At 64.1% G+C, this 23,869-nt stretch carries 19 protein-coding genes and 5 tRNA genes; 15 read left to right on the plus strand and 9 right to left on the minus strand.

The genetic code is table 11. The features are described from left to right. Window position 1: 1 nt before the first annotated feature. Together PI990_RS09105 and PI990_RS09110 are read left to right on the plus strand one after the other, a co-directional pair. Window positions 2-2,014, plus strand: a complete 2,013-nt coding sequence (locus PI990_RS09105; RefSeq protein WP_271660429.1) for a polysaccharide biosynthesis protein — start codon at window positions 2-4, stop codon at window positions 2,012-2,014. 55 nt (window positions 2,015-2,069) lie between these two features. Beyond that, the gene (locus PI990_RS09110) at window positions 2,070-2,390 is read left to right on the plus strand and encodes a ComEA family DNA-binding protein (protein ID WP_271660430.1); all 321 of its coding nucleotides are present in this window, start codon (window positions 2,070-2,072) and stop codon (window positions 2,388-2,390) included. A 377-nt stretch (window positions 2,391-2,767) separates the two neighbouring features. Here PI990_RS09110 and PI990_RS09115 read toward each other — a convergent pair. Both PI990_RS09115 and PI990_RS09120 read right to left on the minus strand, forming a co-directional pair. Then, a tRNA-Asn gene (locus PI990_RS09115) sits at window positions 2,768-2,843 on the minus strand. Between the two features lie 69 nt (window positions 2,844-2,912). Continuing rightward, complete coding sequence (locus PI990_RS09120; RefSeq protein WP_271660431.1) at window positions 2,913-4,109, minus strand: amino acid aminotransferase; 1,197 nt, start codon at window positions 4,107-4,109, stop codon at window positions 2,913-2,915. A 186-nt stretch (window positions 4,110-4,295) separates the two neighbouring features. On the opposite strand from PI990_RS09120, the gene uvrB reads away from it, so the two are divergent. Then, on the plus strand, window positions 4,296-6,311 hold the full coding sequence (uvrB, locus tag PI990_RS09125) for an excinuclease ABC subunit UvrB (RefSeq protein WP_184490656.1): 2,016 nt from the start codon (window positions 4,296-4,298) through the stop codon (window positions 6,309-6,311). A gap of 48 nt (window positions 6,312-6,359) precedes the next feature. Here the strand turns inward: uvrB and PI990_RS09130 are convergent, their stop codons facing one another. The 3 genes from PI990_RS09130 to PI990_RS09140 all read right to left on the minus strand — a co-directional run bounded on the left by PI990_RS09130 (window position 6,360) and on the right by PI990_RS09140 (window position 9,894). Beyond that, window positions 6,360-7,259, minus strand: a complete 900-nt coding sequence (locus tag PI990_RS09130; protein WP_021217878.1) for an EamA family transporter — start codon at window positions 7,257-7,259, stop codon at window positions 6,360-6,362. 44 nt (window positions 7,260-7,303) lie between these two features. Beyond that, a complete protein-coding gene (locus PI990_RS09135) occupies window positions 7,304-8,794 on the minus strand; it encodes an MDR family MFS transporter (RefSeq protein WP_271661282.1) in 1,491 nt (496 codons plus the stop codon). Between the two features lie 62 nt (window positions 8,795-8,856). Beyond that, window positions 8,857-9,894 carry an HlyD family secretion protein gene (locus PI990_RS09140; protein ID WP_271660432.1) on the minus strand — a complete coding sequence of 346 codons (1,038 nt, stop codon included), beginning with the start codon at window positions 9,892-9,894 and terminating at the stop codon, window positions 8,857-8,859. 104 nt (window positions 9,895-9,998) lie between these two features. Between PI990_RS09140 and PI990_RS09145 the strand changes: the two genes are divergently transcribed. The 10 genes from PI990_RS09145 to PI990_RS09190 all read left to right on the plus strand — a co-directional run bounded on the left by PI990_RS09145 (window position 9,999) and on the right by PI990_RS09190 (window position 16,032). Then, a complete protein-coding gene (locus PI990_RS09145; RefSeq protein ID WP_021217519.1) occupies window positions 9,999-10,919 on the plus strand; it encodes a LysR family transcriptional regulator in 921 nt (306 codons plus the stop codon). Window positions 10,920-10,941: 22 nt separating this feature from the next. Continuing rightward, complete coding sequence (gene gltX, locus PI990_RS09150; RefSeq protein WP_184490658.1) at window positions 10,942-12,426, plus strand: glutamate--tRNA ligase; 1,485 nt, start codon at window positions 10,942-10,944, stop codon at window positions 12,424-12,426. A 246-nt stretch (window positions 12,427-12,672) separates the two neighbouring features. Next, window positions 12,673-12,748 (plus strand) — tRNA-Ala (locus PI990_RS09155). A gap of 46 nt (window positions 12,749-12,794) precedes the next feature. Beyond that, a tRNA-Glu gene (locus tag PI990_RS09160) sits at window positions 12,795-12,870 on the plus strand. A 49-nt stretch (window positions 12,871-12,919) separates the two neighbouring features. Next, window positions 12,920-12,995 (plus strand) — tRNA-Ala (locus tag PI990_RS09165). Window positions 12,996-13,062: 67 nt separating this feature from the next. Then, a tRNA-Glu gene (locus PI990_RS09170) sits at window positions 13,063-13,138 on the plus strand. Window positions 13,139-13,330: 192 nt separating this feature from the next. Continuing rightward, entirely contained in the window at window positions 13,331-13,870 is a 540-nt protein-coding gene (locus tag PI990_RS09175; RefSeq protein ID WP_184490659.1) for a TetR/AcrR family transcriptional regulator, read from the plus strand. A 10-nt stretch (window positions 13,871-13,880) separates the two neighbouring features. Further along, on the plus strand, window positions 13,881-14,708 hold the full coding sequence (locus PI990_RS09180) for an alpha/beta fold hydrolase (protein ID WP_271660433.1): 828 nt from the start codon (window positions 13,881-13,883) through the stop codon (window positions 14,706-14,708). Window positions 14,709-14,935: 227 nt separating this feature from the next. After that, window positions 14,936-15,583 (plus strand): bifunctional 4-hydroxy-2-oxoglutarate aldolase/2-dehydro-3-deoxy-phosphogluconate aldolase, encoded by a 648-nt coding sequence (locus tag PI990_RS09185; protein WP_031287421.1) that lies wholly within the window; start codon window positions 14,936-14,938, stop codon window positions 15,581-15,583. Further along, complete coding sequence (locus tag PI990_RS09190) at window positions 15,583-16,032, plus strand: acyl-CoA thioesterase (RefSeq protein WP_265167947.1); 450 nt, start codon at window positions 15,583-15,585, stop codon at window positions 16,030-16,032. Before PI990_RS09185 ends, PI990_RS09190 begins: the two co-directional genes overlap by 1 nt. 4 nt (window positions 16,033-16,036) lie before the next feature. Here PI990_RS09190 and PI990_RS09195 read toward each other — a convergent pair whose 3' ends face one another. Then, window positions 16,037-16,429, minus strand: a complete 393-nt coding sequence (locus PI990_RS09195) for a hypothetical protein (RefSeq protein ID WP_043243374.1) — start codon at window positions 16,427-16,429, stop codon at window positions 16,037-16,039. 135 nt (window positions 16,430-16,564) lie between these two features. Between PI990_RS09195 and PI990_RS09200 the strand changes: the two genes are divergently transcribed. Further along, window positions 16,565-17,536, plus strand: a complete 972-nt coding sequence (locus PI990_RS09200; protein WP_271660434.1) for a tRNA dihydrouridine synthase — start codon at window positions 16,565-16,567, stop codon at window positions 17,534-17,536. Window positions 17,537-17,662: 126 nt separating this feature from the next. Here the strand turns inward: PI990_RS09200 and PI990_RS09205 are convergent, their stop codons facing one another. After that, complete coding sequence (locus tag PI990_RS09205) at window positions 17,663-18,409, minus strand: SDR family oxidoreductase (protein WP_271660435.1); 747 nt, start codon at window positions 18,407-18,409, stop codon at window positions 17,663-17,665. Between the two features lie 123 nt (window positions 18,410-18,532). On the opposite strand from PI990_RS09205, the gene PI990_RS09210 reads away from it, so the two are divergent. Then, window positions 18,533-18,979: an Hsp20 family protein gene (locus PI990_RS09210; protein WP_271660436.1), complete on the plus strand. Its 447-nt coding sequence runs from the start codon at window positions 18,533-18,535 to the stop codon at window positions 18,977-18,979. Window positions 18,980-19,028: 49 nt separating this feature from the next. Here the strand turns inward: PI990_RS09210 and PI990_RS09215 are convergent, their stop codons facing one another. Both PI990_RS09215 and PI990_RS09220 read right to left on the minus strand, forming a co-directional pair. Next, on the minus strand, window positions 19,029-22,712 hold the full coding sequence (locus tag PI990_RS09215; RefSeq protein WP_271660437.1) for a sensor domain-containing protein: 3,684 nt from the start codon (window positions 22,710-22,712) through the stop codon (window positions 19,029-19,031). A gap of 126 nt (window positions 22,713-22,838) precedes the next feature. Beyond that, entirely contained in the window at window positions 22,839-23,720 is an 882-nt protein-coding gene (locus tag PI990_RS09220; protein WP_021218583.1) for a LysR family transcriptional regulator, read from the minus strand. Window positions 23,721-23,869 lie beyond the last annotated feature (149 nt).

Genomic DNA, 23,869 nt, shown 5'->3' on the forward strand with positions numbered 1-23,869 from the left:
TATGGATAGATTTCGAGATTATTTAGTCAGCTTGCCCCGAAGCTATAAGCGTTCTTTGCTGGTTTCAGCTGATGTGATTCTAATTTGGATTGCTCTTTGGCTTGCATATGCAGTTCGTCTTGGTGTCGATGAGGCAGTAAATCCTCTAGGATCACACCTGTGGCTATTTGTTTTAGCTCCGCTAATAGCTATCCCTATATTTATTCGTCTCGGTTTATATCGAGCAGTGATGCGTTATTTTGGTGGTGATGCACTTTTTACAATATTGAAAGCGGTTACTCTTTCTGTCGCGGGCTGGGCTTTATTTGTCTATTGGTACCGTGATGTTGGGACTCTTGTTCCTCGTTCTCTCGTTTTTATCTATTGGTGGACCTCCTTAATGCTCACGGGGAGCCTGCGCTTGTTTTTGCGTCAGTTCTTTATGGGGGATTGGTATTTTATTAAGTCATCAGGGTACGATCCCAAGGGCAAAATTACGGTAGGTCCTAAGGTTGCCATTTATGGAGCTGGAGCCGCCGGCAATCAATTATTGGCTGCTATTCGAATTGGACGCACTATGCGGCCTGTTGCTTTTGTTGATGACGATAATAGTATTTCTAATAGAGTTATTTCGGGTATAAAGGTCTATAAGCCACGAAATATCGAGAGAATGTTAGAAGAGACAGGGGCTGAAGAGATATTACTTGCAATTCCCTCTGTTTCCAGGTCCCGTCGCAAGGAAATTCTTGTATCTCTTGAGAGATACCCGATTCATGTACGTACGGTCCCTAGTTTTATGGATCTTGCCAGTGGCCGCGTCAATGTCAGCGACCTGCAAGAAGTGGATATCGCTGACCTGCTTGGGCGTGACTCGGTACCTCCCCGTACTGACTTGTTTGAGCGCTGCATTCGTGGCCAGGTAGTGATGGTTACTGGCGCAGGCGGTTCTATCGGCTCAGAGCTTTGCCGCCAGATCCTCAGCTCCAACCCTGATACTCTGCTCCTCTTTGAGCACAGTGAATTCAACCTCTACAACATTCACACAGAGTTGGAGAGACGTATTCGTGCTCAGGGGCTGCCTGTCTGTTTGCTGCCGATCCTTGGTTCTATCCGTAATGGTGAGCGGCTTTTGGATGTGATGCGTACTTGGAAGGTGAATACCGTATATCACGCGGCCGCCTACAAGCATGTCCCCATTGTTGAGCACAATGTTGCAGAGGGAGTGTTCAACAATGTGCTGGGGAGCCTTAATACGGCGCAAGCCGCTGTACGGGCGGGTGTTGAGCACTTCGTACTGATTTCCACGGACAAGGCGGTGCGCCCCACCAATGTGATGGGCAGCACCAAGCGCCTCGCCGAGATGGTGCTCCAGGCGTTGAGTCGTGAAGCTGCGCCTGTGCTGCTGGGTGACAAGGCTGGTGTAAACCAGGTCAACAAAACCCGCTTCACCATGGTGCGGTTCGGCAATGTGCTGGGGTCGTCTGGCTCCGTCATCCCGCTGTTCCGCGAGCAGATCAAGCGGGGTGGGCCGGTTACGGTTACCCATCCGAATATCACGCGCTACTTCATGACCATCCCCGAGGCTGCCCAACTTGTTATCCAGGCAGGGTCGATGGGGCAGGGCGGTGATGTGTTCGTGCTGGATATGGGGCAGCCGGTGAAGATAGCCGAGCTTGCAGAAAAGATGGTCCACCTCTCGGGCCTTAGTGTCCGTTGCGAGACCAATCCCAATGGCGATATCGCCATAGAGTTCACTGGGTTGCGCCCCGGGGAGAAGCTCTATGAGGAGCTTCTGATCGGTGAAAACGTTAGCCCCACTGATCATCCGATGATCATGCGGGCGAACGAGGAGCATCTGGCCTGGGAAGACTTCAAGGCTGTGCTTGAGCGTCTGTTAAATGCTGTTGAACGGGATGACTACAAAGAGGTTCGTCAGATCCTACGGAGTACCGTTAACGGCTACAGCCCAGAAGAGGAAATTGTTGACTGGATCTATCAGCAGCGTGCAATTGAGTCACCTTTGTCTAGGGGCTAGCTTGAACCGGCGGTGCAAATAAGCTCCGCCTCAAGCTAGTTACATGGAGAGAACAATGACTCTGATACGGATCCTACCCCTGCTGCTTATGTTGTTTGGCTTCACCGGTGTTGCTGTTGCTGTGGAGGCTCCACCAAAAAGCGATGCTTCCGCTGCTGTGGCTCAGAAGGCAGCAGCAGGAAAGATCGATATCAACAAGGCAGATGCTGCCGCGTTGCAGGAGAGCATGATTGGAATTGGTGAGATGAAGGCCAAGGCAATCGTCGCTTACCGTGAGGCCAACGGTGCTTTCACTTCGATCGATGACCTGCTTCAAGTGAAAGGAATCGGTGCGAAGACCCTGGAAGCCAACCGTGATCGACTCAGTATCGACTGACTCGGGTAACCAGAAGAGACCGGCTTAGGCCGGTCTTTTTGTTTCTGGTGTGGCGGATGGAGTGGTAGCCGAGGCTCGACGGAGAAGCCGAACGCGCTTCAGCGCGGCCCCGGAGGGGTGAGGGCCGAAGGTCCCGAATAACCTGCGACGAAGTCTCAGGTGAGGGTCCAGTGGTTAAACGAAAAAGCCCCCTGGCATGTGCTGAGGGCTTTGAATTTGGCTCCGCGACCTGGACTCGACGGCAAAGCCGAACGCGCTTCAGCGCGGCCCCGGAGTGGTGAGGACCGAAGGTCTCGAATAACCGGGGACGGAGTCCCTGGTGAGAGTCCAGTGGCTTAAACGAAAAAGCCCCCGGCATGTGCCGAGGGCTTTGAATTTGGCTCCGCGACCTGGACTCGAACCAGGGACCCAATGATTAACAGTCATTTGCTCTACCGACTGAGCTATCGCGGAACAACGACGCGTATCCTACTGATTAAGAAGGAGAAGTCAAGCGTTTGGCTTGAGCTTCTCCTGCTTTTTTCACAGTACCTGGGTGATGGCGCGGGTGACGCTTTCCAGGTTGCCGTTGTTCAGTGCGGCGACGCAAATGCGGCCGGTGCTGACGGCGTAGATGCCGAACTCGTTCTTCAGGCGTTCTACCTGCTCGGCGGTGAGGCCGGAGTAGGAGAACATGCCGCGTTGGCGGGCAACGAAGCTGAAGTCGCGCTTGGCGCCGAAGGCGGCCAGTTGCTCGACCATGGCCAGGCGCATGTGGCGGATGCGTTGGCGCATCTCGCCCAGTTCCTCTTCCCACAGCGCGCGCAGCTCGGGGCTGTTGAGCACCGAGGCGACGACTGTGGCGCCGTGGGTCGGCGGGTTGGAGTAGTTGGTGCGGATCACGCGTTTGGCTTGCGACAGCACGCGGCTGCCCTCGTCCTTGGAGCCCGTGACGATGGACAGGGCGCCAACGCGCTCGCCGTACAGCGAGAACGATTTGGAGAAGGAGCTGGAGACGAAGAAGCTCAGGCCGGACTGTGCGAACAGGCGAACGGCTTCAGCGTCCTGCTCGATGCCGTCACCGAAGCCCTGATAGGCGATATCGAGGAAGGGCACGTGCTCGCGCTCACGCAGCACTTCCAGAACGGCTTTCCAGTCGTCGAGGTTCAGGTCGACGCCCGTCGGGTTGTGGCAACAGGCGTGCATCACGACGATCGAACGAGGAGGCAGGGCCTTGAGGTCTTCGAGCATGCCGGCACGGTTCACTCCGTGGCTGGCTGCGTCGTAATAGCGGTAGTTCTGCACCGGGAAGCCGGCGGACTCGAACAGCGCGCGGTGGTTTTCCCAGCTCGGGTCACTGATGGCGACCACGGCGTCAGGCAGCAGGCGCTTGAGGAAGTCGGCACCGGTCTTCAGGGCCCCGGTGCCCCCGACAGCTTGGGTGGTGATGACGCGGCCGTCCACGATCAGCGCCGAGTCGTTACCGAACAGCAGCTTCTGCACGGCCAGGTCGTAGGCGGCGATGCCCTCGATCGGCAGGTAGCCGCGCGGTGCATGGGCTTCGATGCGGGCCTTCTCGGCCTCGGCAACGGCGCGCAACAGTGGAATACGGCCCTGTTCGTTGTAGTAGACGCCCACGCCAAGGTTGACCTTGGTCGGGCGCGGATCGGCGTTGAATGCTTCGTTGAGGCCCAGGATGGGGTCGCGCGGAGCCATTTCGACGGCAGAAAACAGACTCATGATGCGGCTGCTCGAGAGGAAGGAAGTTGGAGGCCTGGCAACCCCGCGAGCATCGTGCATTGGGGTTGCGCAATCGGGCCGGTATTATAGCGGTCAAGGTCGCGTGCCGCGACAACGTACGCTAGCTTTTCGCCTGGTTTGACGCTGCCGCTGGGCGGGTGTCACATCATTTTGCCGAGGTCAGCCATGTCAGAGTTTCAACTCGTCACCCGCTTCCAGCCGGCCGGCGACCAACCCGAAGCCATTCGCCAGTTGGTCGAGGGCCTGGAAGCGGGCCTGTCGCACCAGACGCTGCTGGGGGTGACCGGTTCGGGCAAGACCTTCAGCATCGCCAATGTCATCTCCCAGGTGCAGCGCCCAACGCTCGTACTGGCGCCGAACAAGACGCTGGCTGCCCAGCTCTACGGCGAGTTCAAGGCCTTCTTCCCGAACAACTCCGTCGAGTATTTCGTCTCCTACTACGACTACTATCAGCCGGAGGCTTACGTTCCTTCCTCGGATACCTATATCGAGAAGGATGCTTCGATCAACGATCACATCGAGCAGATGCGCCTGTCCGCCACCAAGGCGCTGCTTGAGCGGTCCGATGCGATCATCGTGGCAACGGTTTCATCCATCTATGGCCTGGGCGACCCCACGTCCTACCTGCGGATGGTTCTGCATCTCGATCGGGGCGACAAGATCGACCAGCGCGAGCTGTTGCGTCGCCTGGCGGACCTGCAATACACCCGCAATGACATGGACTTCGCCCGTGCCACCTTCCGTGTCCGCGGCGATGTGATCGATATATTCCCGGCGGAATCCGATCTCGAAGCCATCCGCGTCGAGCTTTTCGATGATGAAGTGGAGAGCCTGTCGGCCTTCGATCCGCTGACGGGTGAGGTGATCCGCAAGTTGCCGCGTTTCACCTTCTACCCCAAGAGTCACTACGTAACGCCGCGGGAAGTGATCCTGGGCGCGGTGGACAAGATCAAGGAGGAGCTCAAGGAGCGCCTCGACTACCTGCGCAGCAACAACAAGCTGGTGGAGGCCCAGCGCCTTGAGCAGCGCACCCGTTTCGACCTGGAGATGATCGTCGAGCTGGGCTACTGCAACGGCATCGAGAACTACTCGCGCTATCTCTCCGGACGTGAGCCCGGCCAGGCGCCACCCACTCTCTATGACTACCTGCCGGCCAACTCCCTGTTGGTGATCGATGAGTCCCACGTCAGCGTTCCGCAGGTCGGTGCGATGTTCAAGGGCGACCGCTCGCGCAAGGAGAATCTGGTGGAGTACGGTTTCCGCCTGCCGTCGGCGCTGGACAACCGACCCATGCGTTTCGACGAGTGGGAAGCGATGAGCCCGCAGACCATCTTCGTTTCCGCAACGCCTGGACCCTACGAGGCGGAGCATGCCGGTCGCGTGGTGGAGCAGGTGGTGCGGCCGACCGGCCTGGTGGACCCGGAGATCGAGGTGCGACCGGCCACCACTCAGGTCGACGACCTGCTCTCCGAGATCCGCAAGCGCGTTGCCGTGGAGCAGCGCGTGCTGGTCACCACCCTCACCAAGCGCATGGCCGAGGACCTCACCGACTACCTCGCCGACCATGACGTGCGTGTGCGGTACCTGCACTCGGACATCGATACCGTGGAGCGCGTCGAGATCATCCGTGACCTGCGCACCGGTGCCTTCGACGTGTTGGTGGGCATCAACCTGCTGCGTGAGGGGCTGGACATGCCCGAGGTGTCCCTGGTGGCCATCCTCGATGCCGACAAGGAAGGTTTCCTGCGCTCCGAGCGCTCGCTGATCCAGACCATCGGCCGCGCGGCGCGTAACCTGCACGGCAAGGCGATCCTCTATGCCGACAACATGACCGGCTCCATGCAGCGGGCCATCGACGAGACCGATCGCCGCCGCAACAAGCAGATCGCGTTCAACGAGGCGAACGGCATTGTTCCCCGGGGCGTACAGAAGGACGTCCAGGACATCCTTGAAGGCGCCACCGTGCCCGGCTCGCGCAGCAACAAGCGCAAGGCCATGGCCAAGGTGGCGGAGGAGCACGCACGTTACGAAGCCGAGCTGCGCTCGCCGAGCGAGATCACCAAGCGCATCCGCCAGATGGAAGAGAAGATGTACCAGCTGGCCCGCGACCTGGAGTTCGAGGCCGCCGCGCAGCTGCGCGACGAGATCCAGAAGCTCCGCGACAGGTTGCTGCAGGTGTGAACGAAAAGGGCGCCATCAGGCGCCCTTCTTCTATCCGCGGTCCGCGGCTCAGCGCCGGCCGAAGATGATCATCATCACCCCGCCCAGGGTCGCCAGGCAGGCCAGCAATGCCGTTACGCTGAGACGCTCATCGAGGATCAGGAAACCTAGCAGCAGCGCCACCACCGGGTTGACGAAGGCGAAGGTGGACACCAGGCTCGGGCGCACTTCGCGCAATAGCCAGAAATAGGCCGGGTAGACACCAAGGCTCACCGGCAACACCAGATAGGCCAGCCACGCCCAGCCAGTCGGGGACAGCCGCGCCAGCTCGAAGCCCTGCCAGTCTCCACGCCACAGGCCGAAGCCGGCCAGCAGCACGGTGCCCATGAGCATCTGCATGGCCAGGCCCATCCAGCTGGAGCGGAAGGGCCCGCGCTTGCGCAACAGCCAGGCACCTACGGCCCAGAGTAGGGTGGCGGTCACCACCAGGGCGCCGGCGAACCACTGCTCGAAACCAGGGTTCTCGCCCAGCCCGTTACCCATCAAGAGCAGGATGCCGCCACTGGCCATGGCCAGCCCGCATAGCACCCAGAGCGGCGGGCGTTCGTCCAGCAGCCACTCCAGCGCCACGCTCCATAGAGGCAGCGTGGTGTAGAGCATCGCCAGCATCCCGGTGGGCAGGTACTGGTTGGCGTAGATCAGTGCGCCCTGGCCCACGGCGATCAGCATCACCCCGCCGATGAAGGCACTGCCCAGGTCGCTGCGTTGCACCTTCGCCTGGCCACGCAGCAGCACCCAGCCGAGGGCCAGCAGGCCGGCGAAGAGGAAGCGCAGGGTGGCGATGACGAAAGGCGGCTGCTCGCGCAGGAGGAAGTGGTTGGCCAGGTAGGTGGTGCCCCAGCCGATGTAGATGAGGGCGAAGGCGCCCACCAGGAGGAGGGCGCGGGTTCTTGCGTTGATGCTGGACATGCAAAGCCTGAAGCGGAAGCGCGCCGCCTCAGGCAGCGCGTGGGTTAGTGAGCAGCGCCGCCGGAGGCGCCAGCGGGCAGGGAACGGGTCAGCAGCACGGCGATCATGCTGATGCCGAGTGCGATGCCGATGAAATGGAAGGCGTCATTGTACGCCATGATCGCCGCCTGCTGATGGGCGATCTCGCTGAGCTTGCCCAGGGCCGCCTGGTCGCTGCCGAGCTTCTCGCTGAGCAGGGCCAGGCGCTCGGCCACCTGCGGGTTGCTTGGCACCAGGGATTCGCGCAGGTAGTCGAAATACACCTTGGCGCGGCTGTCCAGCAGGGTGGCCAGCAGGGCAATGCCGATGGCGCCGCCGAGGTTGCGCAGGATGTTGAACAGGCTGGAGGCCGAGCCCGCGTCCTGCGGCGTGATGTAGGCGGTGGCGATCAGCGAGATGGTCACCATCACCAGCGGCTGGCCCAGCGCGCGGATGATCTGGATCTGGTTGAACTGCGGGCCGGCGAAATCCGGGTTGAGCACCCCCGAGGCGAAGCTGGCCGCGCCGAACAAGCCGAAGCCCAGGGCGCAGAGCAGCTTGGGCGAGATGATCTTCATCAGCTTGGGCACCAACGGGATGAGGAACAGTTGCGGTACCCCCATCCACATGATCACCTCGCCGATCTGCAGCGCGTTGTAGCCCTGGATTTGTGCCAGGTACAGCGGCAGCACGTAGATCGAGCCATAGAGCCCCATGCCCAGGCCCACGCTGGAGATGCTCGAGAGGCCGAAGTTGCGGTTCCTGAGGATGCCCAGGTTGATCAGCGGGTTGGGTCGCGAGGTCTGCAGGATGACGAACAGCACCAGGCTCACCAGGGCGATGCTGCCCAGGCCGACGATCAGCTGCGACTCCAGCCAGTCCTTGCGATGGCCCTCTTCGAGGAACACCTGCAGGCAGCCCAGGCCGAGGCCTAGGGTGAGGATGCCGGCGTAGTCGGTGCTCTTCAGCAGCTCCCAATGCGGCGCCTTCTTTTCCAGGCCATACATCAGCCCGGCGATCATCAGCAGGCCCGGGGGCACGTTGATATAGAAGATGTATTCCCAGCCAAAGTTCTCGGTCAGCCAGCCGCCCAGGGTCGGGCCGATGGAGGGCGCGAAGGTGGCGGTGATGGCGAACAGCGCCATGCCCTTGGCCCGGTGGTGCTCCGGCAGCTTGATCAGGGTGAGGGTGAAAGCCAGGGGAATCAGCGCGCCTCCGGTGAAACCCTGCATGGCGCGGAACACGATCATGCTCTCCAGGCTCCAGGCGAAGGAGCAGAGCAGGGAAGAGGCGAGGAAACCCAGGGATACCCAGACCGCCAGGCGTCGCGCCGAGAGCACCTGCACCAGCCAGGCGGTGAGCGGGATCATGATGATCTCGGCCACCAGGTAGGAGGTGGAGATCCACGAGCCTTCCTCCAGCGTCGCCGAAAGCGCGCCCTGGATGTCCTTCAGCGAGGAGTTGGTGATCTGGATATCCAGCACCGCCATGAAGGCGCCAAGCATGGCGCTCATCACGGCGATCCAGTCGCGGCGGCTGGGCTCGCCGGTGGGGCGGATCAGGGTGTCACCGGCCACCGTCATTCATCCAGCTTGATGGCGACTTTCACCAGCACCGACATGCCGGGGCGGATGCGGCCCTTGAGTGGGTTGTCGCGGTCGAAGGTCAGTTTCACCGGGATGCGCTGCACCACCTTGGTGAAGTTGCCGGTGGCGTTGTCCGGCGGCAGCAGGCTGAACTGGGCGCCAGAGGCGGCGAACAGGCTCTCGACCTTCGCCTCGATGGGGGTACCCGGGAAGCTGTCGAAGATCAGCTCGGCCTTCTGCCCGGGCTGCATGTGCTCGATCTGGGTTTCCTTGAAGTTGGCCTGGACCCAGATGTCCTGGTCCGGCACCAGCGACATCAGGTGGGCGCCGACCTGTACGTACTGGCCGTTGCGCGCAGCGCGCTGGCCGACCATGCCGTCGATGGGGGCGCGGATCTCGGTACGGGTCAGGTTCAGCTCGGCCTGGGCGATATCGGCACGGGCGTTGGCGATCTGCGCTTCCAGGCGCTTCACATCGGCGCGCAGTGCGTCGGTCTGCACGCGCTGGGCCTTGAGGTCAGCCTCGGCGCGGGCCACTTGCGAGCGGGCCACGCGGGAATCGGCGGAGAGGGTGGTGACGCGCTCCTCGGAAACATAGCCCGGCTTGCGCAGGGTCTGGGCGCGGGACAGGTCGATCTGGGTGCGGCCCAGGGTCGCCTGGCTGGCCGCTACGTCGGCCTCGCTGGCGGCGATCATGCTGTCCTGCTGGGTGAGCTTGCTGCGCGACTGGGCCAGCTCCGCCTCGCGAGTGGCCAGGGCGGCCTGGGTGCGTTGCAGGGCCAGTTTGAAGTCCTCTGCTTCCAGGCGCACCAGCAGGTCGCCTTTCTTCACGTGCTGGTTGTCGCCCACCAGCACTTCTTCTATTCGCGCACCGAGCTGGCTGGAGACGCGGGTGATCTCGCCCTGGACATAGGCGTTATCGGTGGTTTCCAGGAAGCGGCCTACCAGCAGCCAATGCAGGAAGAAGCCGCCCACCACGAGGATCAGCAGGGCAATGAAGATAAACAGGCGACGTTGCAGTTTGGCTGGCATTCCAGGAGCTCGAAGGGCGGGCGGAAAGGCGGGAATCTAGCACTGTTCCAGTCAGGCAAGTAGCCAGTACACTTCAGAAACTTTGTTGCTTATGGGGAACAATAATGGGTCTGGATGACGCCCTGATCTTCACCCGCGTCGTAGAGCTGCATAGCTTCACCCAGGCCGCGCACAGCCTGGGCATGCAGAAGTCCACCGTGAGCCGCCGCATCGCCCTGCTGGAAGAGCGCCTGGGCGTTCGTCTGCTCAATCGCACCACGCGCAAACTGCGGCTGACCGAGGTCGGGCAGGCTTATTACGAGCGCTGCCGGCAGATCATGGTCGACTTCGCCGAGGCCGAGCAGGCCGTCATGCAGTTGCAGCAGGAGCCCTCCGGTCTGCTGCGCATCACCGCGCCCATCGAGTTCGGCCAATTGTTCCTCGGCAAGGTCCTCGGCACCTTCATGAGCCAGTACCCGCAGATAACCGCCGAGGTGGAGATCACCTCGCGGGATGTCGACCCGTTGGAAGAGGGGGTCGACATCGCCATCATGGTCGGCCAGCCCCAGGATTCCACCCTGATCGCCCGCAAGCTGTTCGAGAACGGACGCCGCCTCTGCGCCAGTCCCGCTTACCTCGCAGCGCACGGTACCCCCCATGATGTGCTCGCCCTGGCTGGCCATCGCGCCGTGCTGCTGCCCCAGGACCCGCAACGCTACTGGCCGCTGCTGGACGAAAGCGTGCCCTGCCAGCGTGTGTTGCACTGCAACAACATCACCTTCGCCCGCGAAGCGGTGCTCAGCGGCGCAGGCATTGCCTCGTTGCCGTTGATGATCACCGAGGACGCGGTGCGCCGCGGCGAACTCGTGGAATTGCTGCCGGGCGTGCAGTTACCCAGCGGCGAAATCTACGCCGTCTATCCTTCCCGGCGTTTCCAGGCGATGAAGGTGAAGGCTTTCCTCGATTTCCTCATGGCCAGCCTGCCGAATGATCGCAGCCACTGGCTGGAGCATGGCGCCGCGCCCCTGCTAACATCGCGCCTTTGACCGTTCCGCACCAGGACCCGCCATGACCACTGTCCGTACCCGCATTGCGCCCTCGCCAACCGGCGACCCGCACGTCGGCACCGCCTATATCGCCCTGTTCAACCTCTGCTTCGCCCGTCAGCACGGTGGCCAGTTCATCCTGCGCATCGAAGACACCGACCAGCTTCGCTCCACCCGCGAATCCGAACAGCAGATCTATGACGCCCTGCGCTGGCTGGGCATCGAGTGGGACGAGGGTCCGGACGTCGGCGGCCCGCACGGCCCGTATCGCCAGAGCGAGCGTGGCGAGATCTACAAGAAGTACTCCCAGGAGCTGGTGGACAAGGGCCACGCCTTCCCCTGCTTCTGCACCGCCGAGCGTCTGGACAAGCTGCGTGCCGAGCAGACCGAGCGCAAGGAAACCCCGCGTTACGACGGCCACTGCATCAACCTGAGCCACGATGAGGCGAGCAAACGCATCGCCGCTGGCGAGCCTCATGTCGTGCGCATGAAGATGCCCACCGAGGGCGTCTGCGTGGTGCCGGACATGCTCCGTGGCGATGTCGAGATCCCATGGGATCGCATGGACATGCAGGTGCTGATGAAGACCGATGGCCTGCCCACCTACTTCCTCGCCAACGTGGTCGACGACCACCTGATGGGCATCACCCACGTGCTGCGCGGCGAAGAGTGGCTGCCCTCGGCGCCCAAGCTGATCAAGCTGTACGAGTACTTCGGCTGGGAGCAACCGGTGCTCTGCTACATGCCGCTGCTGCGCAACCCGGACAAGAGCAAGCTCTCCAAGCGTAAGAACCCCACCTCCATCACCTTCTACGAGCGCATGGGCTACCTGCCCGAGGCGATGCTCAACTACCTCGGCCGCATGGGCTGGTCGATGCCGGACGAGCGCGAGAAGTTCTCCCTGGCGGAAATGATCGAGCACTTCGACCTCTCGCGCGTCTCCCTGGGTGGTCCGATCTTCGATCTGGAGAAGCTTTCCTGGCTCAACGGCCAGTGGATCCGCGAGCTGCCGGTGGAGCGTTTTGCCGCCGAGGTGCAGAAGTGGGCGCTGAATCCCGAGTACCTGATGAAAATCGCGCCCCACGTACAGGGCCGCGTCGAGACCTTCAGCCAGATCGCCCCGCTGGCCGGCTTCTTCTTCGCCGGTGCGCTGCCGCTGGATGCCAAGCTGTTCGAGCACAAGAAGCTCTCGCCCGACCAGGTGCGCCAGGTCATGCAGCTGGTCCTGTGGAAGCTGGAGTCGCTGCGCCAGTGGGACAAGGAGCGCATCACCGCCTGCATCCAGGGTGTTGCCGAGCACCTTGAGCTCAAGCTGCGTGACGTGATGCCGCTGATGTTCCCGGCCATCACCGGCCAGGCCAGCTCTGTCTCCGTGCTGGATGCCATGGAAGTCCTCGGTGCCGACCTCACCCGCTTCCGCCTGCGCCAGGCGCTGGAGCTGCTGGGCGGTGCGTCGAAGAAGGAAACCAAGGAGTGGGAGAAGATTCGCGACGCCATTCCTGGCTGAGTGATTTCCCCTTCGACAAGGCCCGCCTCGCGCGGGCCTTTTCATGTCCGGGGGAGGGCGCTAGGTTCGCTCATCGGTGGCGGCGCACGGGGGCTTCCTGCCGAATCCGGTAAGTGATTGTTCTTGCGATGAAAATTTTTCGATCTCGGTGAAAAATTTTGTTGACAGCCTTCAGGGTCGCCCTTAGTATGCGCCCCGTTCTCACGACGAACTCGAAAGCGAAGTGAGATGTTCCAGCGTTACTGTGGGGCTATAGCTCAGCTGGGAGAGCGCTTGCATGGCATGCAAGAGGTCGACGGTTCGATCCCGTCTAGCTCCACCAAATTGCCAGGATTCGCAGCCAAGGCTGCAGTCCTACGAAGGTTAAAGTCCCCTTCGTCTAGTGGCCTAGGACACCGCCCTTTCACGGCGGTAACAGGGGTTCGAGTCCCCTAGGGGACGCCACTTTCCAGCAGCGACAACCATCAGGTTGATCGCGCACCGAGAAGGTTTCGGGGCTATAGCTCAGCTGGGAGAGCGCTTGCATGGCATGCAAGAGGTCGACGGTTCGATCCCGTCTAGCTCCACCAAATCAGATGCCCAGCGCATCGAAATAAGGCCAGCCTCCGGGCTGGCCTTGCTTTTCGAAGGTTTAAAGTCCCCTTCGTCTAGTGGCCTAGGACACCGCCCTTTCACGGCGGTAACAGGGGTTCGAGTCCCCTAGGGGACGCCACTTTTTCCCGCTCTGCGGGGCTTTTAAGGGTCATTCCGTCATGGAGTGGCCCTTTTGTTTTTTCGCTCCGAAAAATCTCATCCCCCTCGTTTTTTCCCGCTCTTGCCGTCTCTCGACCGGTGGTGTGCATAAAGGCTTGCCAGATTGAATGATGAATATAATATGATTGCCATCATGCAACGGGAGACGGCCGTGAGCGACAAGAGCAGCCAGACACGCAAGCGTATCCTCGCCGAGGCGGGCAGGGCGCTGTTCACCCGGGGCCCGCTGGAGCCCAGTGTTAGCGAGGTGATGGCGGCTGCCGGGCTCACGGTGGGTGGCTTCTATGCCCATTTCGACAGCAAGGAGGCGTTGATGGTGGAGGCGTTCGGCGAGCTGCTGCGGGAGCGGCGGCAATCGATGAAACAGCTCGACTCGACGCTCGCGCCACTTGACCGGCGCACCCTCGCGGCGGCCTTCTACCTATCCCGTCGGCACCGCGACAGCACTGACCGTGGTTGCCCGCTCCCCGGTTCGGTGGGCGAGGTGGCGCGCAACGCCGAGCCCTACCAGCACTTGCTGGCCGAACACCTCGAATTGCTCGCGGCCGATCTCGCCGTTTCCCCCGAGGACGGCGACAAGGCCCTGGCCGACATCGCGCTGATGGTGGGCGGCCTGGCCCTTGCCCGTGCCCTGGGGGCCGGCGAGCTGTCGGACCGGATACTGCGTGCCGCCCGTATGGCGGTGATCTAGGAGAAACGAGATGAACAGCCTGGACCTGCTCCGAGGATTCAACGCCACCGTCGGCCGCGTGGCGCCCCGGCACGTCGCCGACCAGGCCCGGCGGCGCTTCATGACGCCCCGCGACACCCATCCCCGTGACTGGGAGCTGCCCTGGCTCGAGCGCGCCGAGCGCATCACCCTGCGTTTCGGCCTATCCGCGCTGCGCTGGGGCAGTGGCCCGACCGTGTTGCTGATGCATGGCTGGGAGGGGCGCCCGACCCAGTTCGCCAGCCTGATCGATGCCCTGATACAGGCCGGCTATGGCGTGGTGGCCCTCGACGCGCCCGCCCATGGCCACTCGCCGGGGCGCGAGGCGAACATCGTGCTCTTCGCCCGCGCGCTGCTCGAAGCGGCCGAGGAGCTGCCACCGCTGCACGGGGTGGTGGGCCACTCCATGGGCGGCGTCAGCGCCATGCTCGCCACCCAGCTGGGACTGCGAACCCAGGCCCTTGTCACCATCGCCGCGCCCAGTCGCGTCCTCGGGATGCTGCGCGGCTTCGCCCGCTTCATCGGCTTGCCGCCCCGGGCCGGCGAGCAGTTCATCAGGCGCGTCGGCGAGCACGCCGGCATTCCCGCCGAGGACATCGATGTACGCCGCTACCGCCTGGATATCCCAGGCCTGGTCGTCCACGCGGAGGACGATCGCATGGTCCCCGTGATCGAGGCCGGCCGCATCCACGAGGCCTGGTCCGACAGCCAGCTGCTGCGCCTGGAGGGAGGAGGGCACCAGCGGGTACTGGCCGACCCGCGCGTGGTGGCGGCGGTGCTGCATCTGTTCGACGAGGTCGGCCTGCGCGCCAGCGCCTGATCGCGCTCCCCTTGCACGGCGGGCTTGGCGACAGCCGCCGGGTGCAGGAAGATTCGCCAATGGAATGCGTCGAAGGCCCACCGCCGGTCGGTGACCTGCTGTCGATGCTGCGCTTCCAAGGTCCATGTCTGTTGCGCCGCCAGCGGCGGCCCGGGCGTGGTCGCCGGGGCGAATCAATTCCGGGCCCGAGCGCGGGGCCGGAGGCACGAATCAAGGGGAAAGATGCAATGAGCCTGACTATGGATGTGGTGCTGCAGCGGGCGCGACCCGTCCTGCCGGTGCTGGTCATCGAAGACACGGGGCTGGCCCTGGACCTGGCCGGCGCGCTCAGTGCCGGTGGGATCGAGGTGCTGGAGGTGACGCTGCGCACGCCGCGTGCCCTGGACGCGGTGGCGGCGATCCGCAAGGAATTCCCGGACCTGCTGGTGGGCGCGGGCACCCTGATCCACACCGAGCAGTTCCTCGAGGCCCGCGACGCCGGTGCCCACTTCGCCGTCAGCCCCGGTTGCACCGAACGTCTGGCTGCAGCGGCGGAAGATTCCGGCCTGCCGTACCTGCCCGGGGTGATGACCCCCTCGGAAGTGCTGCTGGCCCTGGAATACGGCTACCGCTCGCTGAAGCTGTTCCCGGCCAACGGCAATGCCAGCGTGAAGATGCTCAAGAGCTTCAAGGGGCCCTTCACCGGCATCCGCTTCTGCCCCACCGGCGGGGTCACGCCGGACAACCTGCAAGGCTTCCTGCAACTGCCCAACGTCGCCTGCGTCGGCGGCACCTGGATCGCGCCGTCGAGCCTGATCCGCGCCCGCGCCTGGGACCAGATCACCCAACTCGCCGCCGAAGCGCGCGAGCTGGCCAGCAACTCGGAGCACGCCTGATGAACTGGGACCTGTCCACCCCCTTCGTCATCGACATCAAGGTCGCCGCCGATGACATCGACGGCCTCGGCCACGCCAACAACGCCGTCTACGTCAGCTGGCTGGAGCGTTGCGCCTGGCGCCACTCCCAGAGTCTGGGGCTGGACCTGGCCGAATACCGCCGCCTGGATCGCGCCATGGCCGTGGTGCGCCACGAGATCGACTACCTCGCTGCTGCCTATGAGGAGCAGGAGCTGCAGATGGCCACTTGGATCGTCGAATCCGACCAGCGCCTGAAGATGGACCGCCGCTTCCAGCTGATCCGCCCCGAAGACGGCGCGACCCTGCTGCGGGCCAGGACCACCTTCGTCTGCATCGAGCTTTCCAGCGGCCGCCCCAAGCGCATGCCGCCGGAATTCATCGAGGGCTATGGCCGCGCATTGATGCAGCCGTTCCCCCTGGAGCTCTGAGCGCTCAGTCCACCGCTGGCGACAGGAACAGCTCGGTCGGGTTCTGCACGATGCGGAAGTGCCGCCGCTCGCCGGGCTGGATCAGCACCGACTGCGGGCGCCCGGCGAGGTTGCCGGCGCAATAGCCCGAGGGGCTCTGGGCGACGTTCAGGGTCATCTCGCCGGCCGGCACGCTGAGGCTGATGGCCTGCCCGGCAGACAGTTGCGCCACCAGTTCGTCCTGCAGGTAGAGGCCCACTTCGCAGGCATTGGCGGCGTTCTCGTCGCGGCTGACCACCAGCTCCGCCACTGAGTCGGGCGCCGGTTGCAGCGGGCTCTCCAATAGGGTTTCTGCATCGGCCAGCGGGGCCAGGCTGCCAAGAGCCAGGCAGAGCAGGGCAGGGCGGAGCGTCTTCATCGGCGGTTCCTTCTCCAGGGCATACGGCTTTCGACTGCGCCGGCGCGAACTTGCTCCCGCGGTTTTCGTCGGGAGGATTCTGTGCAGGCCCGCTCCGCGCTTACACTACGCGCCCATTTTTCCAAGGCTTCCCCTATGCAAATCGCCCTGGCGCCCATGGAGGGCCTGGTCGACGAGATTCTCCGAGATGTGCTGACCCGTGTGGGCGGCATCGATTGGTGCGTCAGCGAGTTCATCCGCGTCAGCGATCGCCTGCTGCCGGCCAGCACCTACCAGAAGCTCGCTCCCGAGCTGGAGAGTGGTGCGCGTACCCGTGCCGGCACGCCGATGCGCGTGCAGCTGCTGGGCTCCGATCCGGTGTGCCTGGGGGAAAACGCTGCATACGCCTGTGAACTGGGCGCGCCGGTGATCGACCTCAACTTCGGCTGCCCGGCGAAAACGGTGAACAAGTCCCGTGGCGGCGCCGTGTTGCTCAGGGAGCCCGAGCTGCTGCATGCCATCGTCAGTGGCGTGCGCCGTGCGGTGCCTGCCGCCATTCCGGTCACGGCGAAGATGCGCCTGGGCTTCGACAGCCCCGATGGCGTGCTCGACTGCGCCCTGGCCCTGGCCGAAGGTGGCGCCTCGCAACTGGTGGTGCATGCACGCACCAAGGTCGAGGGCTACAAGCCGCCGGCCCACTGGGAGTGGGTGGCGCGGGTGCAGGATGTAGTCAAGGTGCCGGTATTCGCCAATGGCGAGGTGTGGACGCTGGACGACTGGCGACGCTGCCGCGAGGTCAGCGGCGTCGAGGACATCATGCTCGGTCGCGGCCTGGTCTCGCGCCCCGACCTGGCCCGGCAGATCGCCGCCGTGCGTGCCGGCGAAACACCCGAGGAGATGAGCTGGGCGGAGTTCCAGCCGCTGCTCCGCGACTTCTGGCGCCAGGCTCGGCGCAAGCTTGCCCCGCGTTACGCCCCGGGGCGGCTCAAGCAATGGCTGGCGATGCTCACGCGCACCTATCCGGAGGCCGTGCTGCTGTTCACCGAGATCCGCCGCGAAAGCGACTGTGCTCGCATCGACGCCCTGCTGGGCCTGCCCAGCCTGGAGCGGGAGTTCGCGGCGGCTTGATGCGCCTTACCTGTTCCTTGGTTTTCCCGGGCTGAAGCCCGGGCTACGCACTGAGGTACGAAGCGCAGCATCAGGGTTGTTTCGTTGGGCCTCGCTGCGCTCGGCGCCAACCTACGATGCGCGTGCTCAGCGGCCGCCGGCGACATCCAGCAGGGCGCCGGTGGTATACGAGGCCTCGTCGCTGGCCAGCCAGAGAATGGCCTTGGCGATTTCTTCCGCTTCGCCGCCCCGGCCCAGGGGGATGCTGGCGGCGACCCGCTCCACCCGCTCCGGCTCCCCGCCACTGGCATGGATTTCCGTGCGGATCACGCCGGGCCGCACCGCGTTCACCCGGATGCCTTCGGCCGCTACTTCCTTGGCTAGCCCTACCGTCATCGCATCGATGGCGCCCTTGGCCGCCGCATAGTCGATGTACTCGTTGGGCGCACCCAGGCGCGCGGCGATGGACGACAGGTTGATGATCGCGCCGCCCCGGCCGCCGTGGCGGGTGGACATCCTGCGGATCGCCTCGCGGGCGCAGTGGAAGCTGCCGAAGACGTTGGCGCCGAACACCCGCAGCAGCCGGGCGCCGTCGATCTCCTCCAGGCGTGCCTGGCGTTCGAGCATTCCGGCGTTGTTGACCAGCACATCCAGACGGCCGAATTCGCTCTCGATGGCTGCGAACAACTGTGCCACCTGTCGCTCGTCGGCCACGTCCGCGGCAACCGCGATGGCCCGGCCGCCCTGGTGCGTGATCTCGTCCACCAGTTGCTCGGCCGCCTCGCGCTGTTGCCGGTAATTGATGCACAGCGCATAGCCGCGCGCCGCCGCCAGTCGCGCGGTGGCGGCGCCGATGCCACGGCTGGCGCCAGTGATGAGCATGACCTTGTGCATGGAGCCTCCATTGTAAAAAAGCCCCTTGAAATCATTTCGGCCGTCCCTATCTAGGGGAATGCGGGATGCCGAAGTCGGGTCCCGCGACTTTAGACACTTGCTGATCATTCAGGAGAGATTTTCATGACCACTGCATTTTCCCTCGCTCCGCTGTTCCGTCATTCCGTGGGCTTCGACCGGTTCAACGACCTGTTCGAGTCCGCCCAACGCAACGACAGCGGCAGCAGCTATCCGCCCTACAACGTCGAGAAGCACGGTGATGACCAGTACCGCATCGTGGTCGCTGCAGCCGGCTTCCAGGAAGAAGACCTGGAGCTGCAGGTCGAGCGTGGCGTGCTCACCATCAGTGGTGGCAAGCGCGACAAGGGTGTCGAGAGCGTGACCTACCTGCACCAGGGCATCGCCCAGCGCGGCTTCAAGCTGTCGTTCCGCCTGGCCGACCACATCGAAGTGCGCAGCGCCGGGCTGCAGAACGGCCTGCTGAACATCGACCTGGTACGCATCGTGCCGGAAGACGCCAAGGCCAAGCGCATCCCCATCAATGGTGCCCGCGCGGTGCTGGAGAACTGATCCGGCAGCGGTTGCTGCGGTAGAAGAGGGCGCCTGCGGGCGCCCTTTTTCATGGGGCCGGGGGTAAAGCCTGCTCGTTGTTCCTGGCCAGCAGTGCGCGGAATTCCTCCAGCGGCACCGGCCGGCTGAACAGGTAGCCCTGGTACAGGTGGCAACCCTGCTGTTCGAGGAAGTCCAGCTGCTCCTTCTGCTCCACCCCTTCGGCCACCATGCCCAGGCCCAGGCTGCGGGCCATGGCGACGATGGCGCGGATGATCTCGGCATCGTTGGGGTCGTTGGTGGCATCGCGGACGAATGACTGGTCGATCTTCAGCACATCCACCGGCAGGCGCTTGAGGTAGGTCAGAGAGGAGTAGCCGGTGCCGAAGTCGTCCATGGCGAAACTGACGCCGAGCTTCTTCAGGCGGCGCATCTTGCCGATGGTGTCGTCGAGGTTCTGGATGACGATGCCTTCGGTGATCTCCAGCTTGAGAATGCCCTGTGGCAAGCGGGTATCGGCCAGGCTCTTCTCGATGCGTTCGACGAAGTCGTTCTGGCGGAACTGCCGGGGGCTGATGTTCACGCACAGGCTGAAGTCGTCGGGGTTGGCCAGCCGGTCGGCGAGCAACTGTTCGCAAGCCCGGCAGGCCTCGGCCAGCACCCAGCTGCCCACCTCGAGGATCATCCCGCTTTCCTCCAGCACCTGGATGAATTGCGCCGGCGACTGCGGCCCCAGGGTCGGGTGCATCCAGCGCAGCAGCGCTTCGGCGCCTATCACCCGGTTGCTGCGGGCGTCCACCTGGGGCTGGAAGTACAGCTCGAACTCGCCGCGAACCAGGGCCAGGCGCAGGTCGTTCTCCAGGCGCAGGCGCTCGCTGGCCGCCTCCTGCATGGTGGCGCGGAACATCTGGATGGCGTTGCGCCCCGAATCCTTGGCCCGGTACAGGGCGATATCGGCGCGCTTGAGCAGGTCGGCGGGCGTCTCGCCGTGATCGGGAATCAGCGCCACGCCCATGCTCGGCGTGACCTGCAGGTGATGGCCGTCCAGCAGCATGGGCTCGGCCAGCAGCTTGCGCAGCTTGTCGGCGATCTGCCGCACCTGGCGCGTTACCTCGGAGCGCTTGCCCTCCAGGCCGGTGAGCAGCACCACGAATTCGTCGCCGCCCAGGCGCGCGACCGTATCTTCCAGGCGCACGCTGGCTTCCAGGCGTGCGGTGACCATTTTCAGCACCGAGTCGCCCACCGGATGGCCGAGGGAGTCGTTGATGTGCTTGAAGTGGTCGAGGTCGAGGAACAGCAGGGCACCGCGCAGCTTATGACGGCGTAGCAGGGCGATCTGCTGGGTCAGGCGGTCCATCAGCAGGGCGCGGTTGGGCAGGTTGGTCAGCGAGTCGTGGTAGGCCAGGTGCTGGATCTGCGCCTGGGCGTCCTTCAGCGCACTGATGTCGCGGGCCGTCAGCAGCAGGCAGGCCTTGCCGTCGAGGTCGATCTGCTCCACCGAGACCTCCACCACCTTGCGCGTGCCGTCGCGGTGCTGGCCGGACATCTCCAGGTGGTGGGCGCGCCCATCCCGGCGCATGACCTCGATCAGGTGCTCGCGCTCACCGGGCCGGGCCCAGATGTGCAGGTCGTCGGCGGTGCGCCCGATCACTTCCTCGGCGCTGTAGCCGGTGAGGCGGCAGAAGCCTTCATTGACCTCGATGTAGCGGCCCGTGTCGCGCTCGGTGATGGTGATGGCGTCGGGGCTGGAGTGGAACGCCTTGGCGAACTTCTCCTGGCTGGCCTTGAGCGCTGCTTCGGACTGCTGACGCTCGGTGATGTCGCGGAAGGTGGTGGTGATGCACAGCTGGCGGTCGACGCGGATGAAGCGGCTGGACACTACGCAGGTCAGCATCCGTCCGTCCTGGGTCAGGTACTGGGCCTCGACGTTGTCCAGGCCCTTGTCGCGCATCAGCGTGCGCGAAAGCTGGTCGCGCTGCTCCAGGTCGGCCCAGAAGGCGATCTCCGGTGCACGGCGGCCGACGATCTCATCGGGGCGCCAGCCGAACACCTCGGTGAAGCTGGGGTTGATCTCGATGAAGGCGCCGTCGCGCACGCGGGTCACGCAGATGGGGTCGGGGCTGGCCTGGAACAGGGTGACGAACTTCTCCTCCGACGCCGCCAGGCGCTGCTCGCGGCGCACCCGTTCGGTGATGTCGATGAGGATGCCGGCCATGCGCAGCGGCTCGCCCGCTTCGTCACGGTAGAGCTTGGCGGTGCTTTCCAGGAAATGGATCTCGCCATTGGCGAAGCGTGAGCGGTAGGTGAACTGGTAGTCCTTGGTTACCCCGGTGAGCAGGTCCTGGTAGGCCTGGCGCATGGCCATCTGGTCTTCCAGGGGCACGAAACTGAAGAAGTTCTTGAAGTCGCCTTCGTACGGCTCGGTGGCCAGCCCGTGCAGCGCCGAGGCCCGGGCAGAGCCATAGAGGCTGCTGCTGGGGATGTGCCAGTCCCAGGTGCCCAGGTCGGCGGATTCCAGAGCCAGGGCCAGGCGCTCCTGGCTGTCCTTCAAGGCGCGCTCCTGGGCGCGCATCTCGGTGATGTCGCGCACCGTCAGTACCAGGCAGGTACGGCCATTGAGCTGGATCTGGTCGCCATACAGCAGGTTGGTGCTGACGGTACCGTCGCGGCCGCGCAGTTGCACTTCCAGGCCGGCGAGGATGCCGCTGTTGCCGAAGGCGTCGAGCATCTCGCGGCGCTGCTCGGGATTGACCCAGATACCCAGTTCCAGCGAGCTGCGGCCGATGGTTTCGCTGGCATCCCAGCCGAACTGGCGCTGGAAGCCGGGGTTGGCCTCGATGAAGCAACCGGTCTCGCGGTCGGTGATGACCACGGCATCGGGGGTGCTGCGGAAGGCCTTGGAGAACTTCTCCTCGCTGGTGCGCAGGGCGGCTTCGGCGCGCTTGCGCTCGGTGGTGTCGAGGAAGGTGCTGATGAGGAAGGATTCGCCGTCCAGGTCGACGAACTGGCTGGACAGCACCCCGTCGAGCACCCGCTCGTCGCGGGTGCGCAGCTGCACCTCCTGGACGATGGGGTCTTCCGAGCCGGGGCTGTTGCGGTAGAGCAGTTCACGCTGCTGCGGGTGGACCCAGATGCCCAGTTCCTGGGTGCTGCGGCCGACCACCTCGGCGGCCGGCCAGCCGAACACGCTTTCGAAGTGCTGGTTGGCCTCGGTGATGATGCCGCCGTCCATGCGCACCAGCAGGATCACGTCGGGGCTCAAGTGGAACAGGCTGGAGAAGCGTCGCTGGGAGTTCTCCAGCGCCTCGGCCCGCTCCTGCTGCTCGGTGACGTCGCGGATCACCCCGATGATGCGCTTGCGCCCGTCGGGGTCTTCCTGCGGGCTGCCGCTGATCTCCAGCCAGTGCAGGCTGCCGTCGGGCCAGCGGATGCGGTGGCGGAAGGCGCGGTCCGGGTGGGCGCCGGACAGCACCCGGGCGAAGAGTTCGAGCACGCCGGCGCGGTCTTCCTCGGGAATCAGTTCGATGTAGTCGACCTGGGTGCGCAGCGGGCGCTTGGGGTCCAGGCCGAACAGCGCCTGGGCGCCGCGGGACCAGTTGACCCGGCCGCTGGCGATGTCCCAGTCCCAGGCGCCCAGGCGCGCGCCATTGAGCGCGGCGAGCAGGCGTTGCGTGTCCTGCCAGCTCTGTTCGAACTCGCCGGGGTCGAGGGCGGGGATGAAGGGCAGTGGCGGGCGATCAGATGGCTTGGTCATGGCGGCCCTTTCCGGTCCGGAGGCTGCAGTGTGGCGCGGTGCGGGCGGAGAGTGGGCGGGGTGGCTGGGGCATGCACGGGCCTTTTCTTATCGTTATGCGGCTCACGTTAGCCCCTGGTTCGGGGACTACGCAAGATTGTCGCGCTGGGCGTCGAGCAGGGCCATGAAGGCCTTGGCTGCGTTCGACAGGGTGCGGTCGGTGTGCAGGATGTAGCCGAGCTTGCGGCTCAGCTGGATGTCCTGCAGCGGCAGGCGCACCACCTGCTCGTCGAGCATGGTGCGCGGCAGCACGCTCCAGGCCAGGCCGATGGAGACCATCATCTTGATGGTCTCCATGTAGTTGGTGCTCATGCCGATGTTCGGCGTCAGACCTTCGGCCTCGAACAGGCGCCGCACGATGTGGTGGGTGAAGGTGTTGCCGCCGGGGAACACCGCCGGGTGCTTGGCCACGTCGGCGAGGAAGATGGTCTTGTCGCGGGCCAGCGGATGTTCGGGGGCGGCGACGAAGTCCAGGGCGTCGTCCCAAACCGGCACCGCCTGCACGGGCAGGGCGGTTTCCGGGGCCAGGGTGATCACCGCCAGCTCGGCGCGGCCATGGAGGATCTCTTCATAGGCGACTTCGGAATCGAGGAACTGGATATCCAGCGCCACCTGCGGGTAGGCACGGGTGAAGGCCCGCAGCAGCGGCGGCAGGCGATGCAGGCCGATGTGGTGGCTGGTGGCCAGGGTCAGGCGGCCGCTGATGTCACCGGAGAGGTTGCTCAGGGCGCGACGGGTGTCGTCCAGCACATTGAGGATCTGGTAGGCACGCGGCAGCAGGGCGCGGCCGGCTTCTGTCAGGCCCACTTCGCGGCCGAGGCGGTCGAACAGGCGCACGTTCAACTGCTGCTCCAGGGAAGCGATGCGCTTGCTCACCGCCGGCTGGGTCAGGTGCAGGCGTTCGCCGGCCTCGGAGAAGCTGCCGGTTTCGGCGATGGCGATGAAGGCATTGAGGCTGGCGAGGTCCATTGGCGCTTGAGCTCCAGGCAGAGGGCGTGGCTGAGGTTATTCCTGAGGGGAATCCATTGGATGAAAAATATGAATTTGAGTTATTCATGTCAAATCCCTAGGATCATCCCCACAAGCCAAGGGGCCTTTTTATCCATGAGAGCCCCGGC

Source organism: Pseudomonas sp. TUM22785, assembly GCF_028198105.1.
Taxonomy (GTDB): domain Bacteria; phylum Pseudomonadota; class Gammaproteobacteria; order Pseudomonadales; family Pseudomonadaceae; genus Metapseudomonas; species Metapseudomonas solani.

Bases quoted from the DNA above. Each gene is read 5' to 3' on its own strand.
- PI990_RS09105 (WP_271660429.1), top strand. From the start codon at position 2: ATGGATAGATTTCGAGATTATTTAGTCAGCTTGCCCCGAAGCTATAAG.
- PI990_RS09205 (WP_271660435.1), bottom strand. From the start codon at position 18,409: ATGCACAAGGTCATGCTCATCACTGGCGCCAGCCGTGGCATCGGCGCC.
- PI990_RS09200 (WP_271660434.1), top strand. From the start codon at position 16,565: ATGCAAATCGCCCTGGCGCCCATGGAGGGCCTGGTCGACGAGATTCTC.
- PI990_RS09210 (WP_271660436.1), top strand. From the start codon at position 18,533: ATGACCACTGCATTTTCCCTCGCTCCGCTGTTCCGTCATTCCGTGGGC.
- PI990_RS09215 (WP_271660437.1), bottom strand. From the start codon at position 22,712: ATGACCAAGCCATCTGATCGCCCGCCACTGCCCTTCATCCCCGCCCTC.
- PI990_RS09110 (WP_271660430.1), top strand. From the start codon at position 2,070: ATGACTCTGATACGGATCCTACCCCTGCTGCTTATGTTGTTTGGCTTC.
- PI990_RS09220 (WP_021218583.1), bottom strand. From the start codon at position 23,720: ATGGACCTCGCCAGCCTCAATGCCTTCATCGCCATCGCCGAAACCGGC.
- PI990_RS09140 (WP_271660432.1), bottom strand. From the start codon at position 9,894: ATGCCAGCCAAACTGCAACGTCGCCTGTTTATCTTCATTGCCCTGCTG.
- PI990_RS09195 (WP_043243374.1), bottom strand. From the start codon at position 16,429: ATGAAGACGCTCCGCCCTGCCCTGCTCTGCCTGGCTCTTGGCAGCCTG.
- PI990_RS09130 (WP_021217878.1), bottom strand. From the start codon at position 7,259: ATGTCCAGCATCAACGCAAGAACCCGCGCCCTCCTCCTGGTGGGCGCC.
- PI990_RS09190 (WP_265167947.1), top strand. From the start codon at position 15,583: ATGAACTGGGACCTGTCCACCCCCTTCGTCATCGACATCAAGGTCGCC.
- PI990_RS09120 (WP_271660431.1), bottom strand. From the start codon at position 4,109: ATGAGTCTGTTTTCTGCCGTCGAAATGGCTCCGCGCGACCCCATCCTG.
- uvrB (WP_184490656.1), top strand. From the start codon at position 4,296: ATGTCAGAGTTTCAACTCGTCACCCGCTTCCAGCCGGCCGGCGACCAA.
- gltX (WP_184490658.1), top strand. From the start codon at position 10,942: ATGACCACTGTCCGTACCCGCATTGCGCCCTCGCCAACCGGCGACCCG.
- PI990_RS09180 (WP_271660433.1), top strand. From the start codon at position 13,881: ATGAACAGCCTGGACCTGCTCCGAGGATTCAACGCCACCGTCGGCCGC.
- PI990_RS09145 (WP_021217519.1), top strand. From the start codon at position 9,999: ATGGGTCTGGATGACGCCCTGATCTTCACCCGCGTCGTAGAGCTGCAT.
- PI990_RS09185 (WP_031287421.1), top strand. From the start codon at position 14,936: ATGAGCCTGACTATGGATGTGGTGCTGCAGCGGGCGCGACCCGTCCTG.